Below are 6,335 nucleotides of genomic sequence, written 5' to 3' on the forward strand. Positions count from 1 at the left end.
GGGATTTCAGACGACCTTTGCTGTTGATTGAGTTTGGTTTGAGAATATTTTGAAATAAAAGTCTTTGTATTTCAGGTTGTTGTTAGGTTTTGTGGAATTTTTTGCGGTTTAGGAGTTGACGGTTTTTGAGGGTAGGGGTATAGTTCGGTTCTTCGCTGCTTTGGCGGTGATTGAACGAACAGGTAAGTATATCACAGTTGGTCTGATTTTTCGAGGTTTTAAGAAAAGTTTTGATTGACAATGAGATGAAATGCTTTATAATTCGTTTTCGCTCTTTAACAAAACAGATTACCGATAAGTGTGAGTGCGACAGCCTCACACTGTTTGAAAGACAGACAAGATGATGTTTTAGACATTGTCCTGTTGGTTTCTTTGAAGCAGACCAGAAGTTAAAAAGTTAGAGATTGAACATAAGAGTTTGATCCTGGCTCAGATTGAACGCTGGCGGCATGCTTTACACATGCAAGTCGGACGGCAGCACAGAGAAGCTTGCTTCTTGGGTGGCGAGTGGCGAACGGGTGAGTAACATATCGGAACGTACCGAGCAGTGGGGGATAACTAATCGAAAGATTAGCTAATACCGCATATTTTCTGAGGAAGAAAGCAGGGGACCATTTGGCCTTGCGCTGTTTGAGCGGCCGATATCTGATTAGCTAGTTGGTGGGGTAAAGGCCTACCAAGGCGACGATCAGTAGCGGGTCTGAGAGGATGATCCGCCACACTGGGACTGAGACACGGCCCAGACTCCTACGGGAGGCAGCAGTGGGGAATTTTGGACAATGGGCGCAAGCCTGATCCAGCCATGCCGCGTGTCTGAAGAAGGCCTTCGGGTTGTAAAGGACTTTTGTCAGGGAAGAAAAGGGCGGGGTTAATACCCCTGTCTGATGACGGTACCTGAAGAATAAGCACCGGCTAACTACGTGCCAGCAGCCGCGGTAATACGTAGGGTGCGAGCGTTAATCGGAATTACTGGGCGTAAAGCGGGCGCAGACGGTTACTTAAGCAGGATGTGAAATCCCCGGGCTCAACCTGGGAACTGCGTTCTGAACTGGGTGACTAGAGTGTGTCAGAGGGAGGTAGAATTCCACGTGTAGCAGTGAAATGCGTAGAGATGTGGAGGAATACCGATGGCGAAGGCAGCCTCCTGGGATAACACTGACGTTCATGCCCGAAAGCGTGGGTAGCAAACAGGATTAGATACCCTGGTAGTCCACGCCCTAAACGATGTCGATTAGCTGTTGGGCAGCATGACTGCTTAGTAGCGAAGCTAACGCGTGAAATCGACCGCCTGGGGAGTACGGTCGCAAGATTAAAACTCAAAGGAATTGACGGGGACCCGCACAAGCGGTGGATGATGTGGATTAATTCGATGCAACGCGAAGAACCTTACCTGGTCTTGACATGTACGGAACCCTCCAGAGACGGAGGGGTGCCTTCGGGAGCCGTAACACAGGTGCTGCATGGCTGTCGTCAGCTCGTGTCGTGAGATGTTGGGTTAAGTCCCGCAACGAGCGCAACCCTTGTCATTAGTTGCCATCATTAAGTTGGGCACTCTAATGAGACTGCCGGTGACAAGCCGGAGGAAGGTGGGGATGACGTCAAGTCCTCATGGCCCTTATGACCAGGGCTTCACACGTCATACAATGGTCGGTACAGAGGGTAGCCAAGCCGCGAGGTGGAGCCAATCTCACAAAACCGATCGTAGTCCGGATTGCACTCTGCAACTCGAGTGCATGAAGTCGGAATCGCTAGTAATCGCAGGTCAGCATACTGCGGTGAATACGTTCCCGGGTCTTGTACACACCGCCCGTCACACCATGGGAGTGGGGGATACCAGAAGTAGGTAGGGTAACCGCAAGGAGCCCGCTTACCACGGTATGCTTCATGACTGGGGTGAAGTCGTAACAAGGTAGCCGTAGGGGAACCTGCGGCTGGATCACCTCCTTTCTAGAGAAAGAAGAGGTTGTCGCATTCACACTTATCGGTAAACTGTAGAAGATGCGGAAGAATGCTTGAGTGAAGACAAGGTTCGCTTAAGAAGAGAATCCGGGTTTGTAGCTCAGCTGGTTAGAGCACACGCTTGATAAGCGTGGGGTCGGAGGTTCAAGTCCTCCCAGACCCACCAAGAACGGGGGCATAGCTCAGTTGGTAGAGCACCTGCTTTGCAAGCAGGGGGTCATCGGTTCGATCCCGTTTGCCTCCACCAATACTTTCCAAATCAAAGCGAGTTAAAAGGCAGTGTAACTGCTTTCTTTTTTTCTAAAGAGAAGTCTGCTGACGAATCAGTTTGACGGAAAAAGAAAGGCTGCTATAATAATCAGCTCATTTTGATTTGCGAAGTAAATAGCAATATTGAACGCATCGATCTTTAACAAATTGGAAAGCCGAAATCAACAAACAAAGACAATGTGTCTGTTTTTGATGATTGACTGATTGCAAACGGTCAGTTGTCTCCTGAATAGGAAAAGAAAAACAGGTACAGTATTTGGGTGATGATTGTATCGACTTAATCCCGAAAGACAAAAGGCGGGATTAAGACACAACAAGCAGTAAGCTTTATCAGAGTAGGAAATTCAAGTTTGATGTTCTAGTCAACGGAATGTCAGGCAAAGTCAGAGAAGTTCTTGAAATGATAGAGTCAAGTGAATAAGTGCATCAGGTGGATGCCTTGGCGATGATAGGCGACGAAGGACGTGTAAGCCTGCGAAAAGCGTGGGGGAGCTGGCAATAAAGCTATGATTCCGCGATGTCCGAATGGGGAAACCCACTGCATTCTGTGCAGTATCCTAAGTTGAATACATAGACTTAGAGAAGCGAACCCGGAGAACTGAACCATCTAAGTACCCGGAGGAAAAGAAATCAACCGAGATTCCGCAAGTAGTGGCGAGCGAACGCGGAGGAGCCTGTACGTAATAACTGTCGAGATAGAAGAACAAGCTGGGAAGCTTGACCATAGTGGGTGATAGTCCCGTATTCGAAATCTCAACAGTGGTACTAAGCGTACGAAAAGTAGGGCGGGACACGTGGAATCCTGTCTGAATATGGGGGGACCATCCTCCAAGGCTAAATACTCATCATCGACCGATAGTGAACCAGTACCGTGAGGGAAAGGCGAAAAGAACCCCGGGAGGGGAGTGAAATAGAACCTGAAACCTGATGCATACAAACAGTGGGAGCACCCATGTGGTGTGACTGCGTACCTTTTGTATAATGGGTCAACGACTTACATTCAGTAGCGAGCTTAACCGAATAGGGGAGGCGTAGGGAAACCGAGTCTTAATAGGGCGAACAGTTGCTGGGTGTAGACCCGAAACCGAGTGATCTATCCATGGCCAGGTTGAAGGTGCCGTAACAGGTACTGGAGGACCGAACCCACGCATGTTGCAAAATGCGGGGATGAGCTGTGGATAGGGGTGAAAGGCTAAACAAACTCGGAGATAGCTGGTTCTCCCCGAAAACTATTTAGGTAGTGCCTCGAGCAAGACACTGATGGGGGTAAAGCACTGTTATGGCTAGGGGGTTATTGCAACTTACCAACCCATGGCAAACTAAGAATACCATCAAGTGGTTCCTCGGGAGACAGACAGCGGGTGCTAACGTCCGTTGTCAAGAGGGAAACAACCCAGACCGCCAGCTAAGGTCCCAAATGATAGATTAAGTGGTAAACGAAGTGGGAAGGCCCAGACAGCCAGGATGTTGGCTTAGAAGCAGCCATCATTTAAAGAAAGCGTAATAGCTCACTGGTCGAGTCGTCCTGCGCGGAAGATGTAACGGGGCTCAAATCTATAACCGAAGCTGCGGATGCCAGTTTACTGGCATGGTAGGGGAGCGTTCTGTAGGCTGATGAAGGTGCATTGTAAAGTGTGCTGGAGGTATCAGAAGTGCGAATGTTGACATGAGTAGCGATAAAGCGGGTGAAAAGCCCGCTCGCCGAAAGCCCAAGGTTTCCTACGCAACGTTCATCGGCGTAGGGTGAGTCGGCCCCTAAGGCGAGGCAGAAATGCGTAGTCGATGGGAAACAGGTTAATATTCCTGTACTTGATTCAAATGCGATGTGGGGACGGAGAAGGTTAGGTTAGCAAGCTGTTGGAATAGCTTGTTTAAGCCGGTAGGTGGAAGACTTAGGCAAATCCGGGTCTTCTTAACACCGAGAAGTGATGACGAGTGTCTAAGGACATGAAGTAACCGATACCACGCTTCCAGGAAAAGCCACTAAGCTTCAGTTTGAATCGAACCGTACCGCAAACCGACACAGGTGGGCAGGATGAGAATTCTAAGGCGCTTGAGAGAACTCGGGAGAAGGAACTCGGCAAATTGATACCGTAACTTCGGGAGAAGGTATGCCCTCTAAGGTTAAGGACTTGCTCCGTAAGCCTCGGAGGGTCGCAGAGAATAGGTGGCTGCGACTGTTTATTAAAAACACAGCACTCTGCTAACACGAAAGTGGACGTATAGGGTGTGACGCCTGCCCGGTGCTGGAAGGTTAATTGAAGATGTGAGAGCATCGGATCGAAGCCCCAGTAAACGGCGGCCGTAACTATAACGGTCCTAAGGTAGCGAAATTCCTTGTCGGGTAAGTTCCGACCCGCACGAATGGCGTAACGATGGCCACACTGTCTCCTCCCGAGACTCAGCGAAGTTGAAGTGGTTGTGAAGATGCAATCTACCCGCTGCTAGACGGAAAGACCCCGTGAACCTTTACTGTAGCTTTGCATTGGACTTTGAAGTCACTTGTGTAGGATAGGTGGGAGGCTTAGAAGCAGAGACGCCAGTCTCTGTGGAGCCGTCCTTGAAATACCACCCTGGTGTCTTTGAGGTTCTAACCCAGACCCGTAATCCGGGTCGGGGACCGTGCATGGTAGGCAGTTTGACTGGGGCGGTCTCCTCCCAAAGAGTAACGGAGGAGTTCGAAGGTTACCTAGGTCCGGTCGGAAATCGGACTGATAGTGCAATGGCAAAAGGTAGCTTAACTGCGAGACCGACAAGTCGAGCAGGTGCGAAAGCAGGACATAGTGATCCGGTGGTTCTGTATGGAAGGGCCATCGCTCAACGGATAAAAGGTACTCCGGGGATAACAGGCTGATTCCGCCCAAGAGTTCATATCGACGGCGGAGTTTGGCACCTCGATGTCGGCTCATCACATCCTGGGGCTGTAGTCGGTCCCAAGGGTATGGCTGTTCGCCATTTAAAGTGGTACGTGAGCTGGGTTTAAAACGTCGTGAGACAGTTTGGTCCCTATCTGCAGTGGGCGTTGGAAGTTTGACGGGAGCTGCTCCTAGTACGAGAGGACCGGAGTGGACGAACCTCTGGTGTACCGGTTGTAACGCCAGTTGCATAGCCGGGTAGCTAAGTTCGGAAGAGATAAGCGCTGAAAGCATCTAAGCGCGAAACTCGCCTGAAGATGAGACTTCCCTTGCGGTTTAACCGCACTAAAGAGTCGTTCGAGACCAGGACGTTGATAGGTGGGGTGTGGAAGCGCGGTAACGCGTGAAGCTAACCCATACTAATTGCTCGTGAGGCTTGACTCTATCATTTGAAGAACTTCAAATAAAAAGCTTACTGACTGATTCAGTCATCACCGAATATATTGATTAAGGCTTTACCGATTTGTACAGTTTAAGTTTGGCGGCCATAGCGAGTTGGTCCCACGCCTTCCCATCCCGAACAGGACCGTGAAACGACTCAGCGCCGATGATAGTGTGGTTCTTCCATGCGAAAGTAGGTCACTGCCAAACACCTATTCTAAGCCCCCGACAGATGTCGGGGGCTTTTACTTTTACCTTATATTTTATTCATATCTTTACTTGAAACTCGTCATTGCCGTTCCTTGCCTTCTTGCTATGGCTTACTGCTCACGAGTGGAGATAGGTGGGTGCGACGATAGCGCAGCGGGTAAATGTGACGGATAGGGAGGGGGCGGGTAGAATAGGGATGTTGCAGAATCAATACATAAAGAGATAGTAAACTAAGAAATCTTCAGGTATCGTTTGAACGGAAACGGTAAGACGGATATGATAGCCAACTATTTTACGGTGCCGCACACACAGGCATCATCCGCATTCACAAACTATGGAGTACCTTCTTATGAAAAAATTCCTCTTTGCCGCCCTCTCCCTGCTGACCGCTTCGCTGTCGCTGGCCGCCGTCAACATCAATACCGCTTCCCCGTCCGAGTTGGAAGCCCTGCCCGGTATCGGCCCTGCCAAAGCCAAAGCCATCGTGGACTACCGTCAACAACATGGTGCCTTCAAATCGGTCGAGGAGTTGAAAAACGTCAAAGGTATCGGTGAGGGCATCTTCTCCAAACTGAAGGCGGAAGCAACCGTCGCCCCGGC

Annotated in this window: 1 protein-coding gene, 2 tRNA genes and 3 rRNA genes; all 6 read left to right on the forward strand. The window is 49.8% G+C overall.

Going from position 1 to position 6,335, the window contains the following annotated elements; genetic code table 11:
• Positions 1-406 precede the first annotated feature (406 nt).
• Positions 407-1,947, forward strand: a 16S ribosomal RNA gene (locus HMPREF3050_RS00110).
• Between the two features lie 101 nt (positions 1,948-2,048).
• Positions 2,049-2,125 (forward strand) — tRNA-Ile (locus HMPREF3050_RS00115).
• 5 nt (positions 2,126-2,130) lie between these two features.
• A tRNA-Ala gene (locus HMPREF3050_RS00120) sits at positions 2,131-2,206 on the forward strand.
• 430 nt (positions 2,207-2,636) lie between these two features.
• Positions 2,637-5,528 (forward strand): 23S ribosomal RNA (locus HMPREF3050_RS00125).
• 93 nt (positions 5,529-5,621) lie between these two features.
• Positions 5,622-5,735 (forward strand): 5S ribosomal RNA (rrf, locus tag HMPREF3050_RS00130).
• The 16S, 23S and 5S rRNA genes sit together here with 2 tRNA genes alongside, the layout of an rRNA operon.
• Positions 5,736-6,084: 349 nt before the next feature.
• A partial coding sequence (locus HMPREF3050_RS00135) for a ComEA family DNA-binding protein (protein ID WP_070512400.1) occupies positions 6,085-6,335 on the forward strand: 251 nt, incomplete at its 3' end.

This window comes from Neisseria sp. HMSC065D04 (assembly GCF_001815675.1).
Taxonomy (GTDB): domain Bacteria; phylum Pseudomonadota; class Gammaproteobacteria; order Burkholderiales; family Neisseriaceae; genus Neisseria.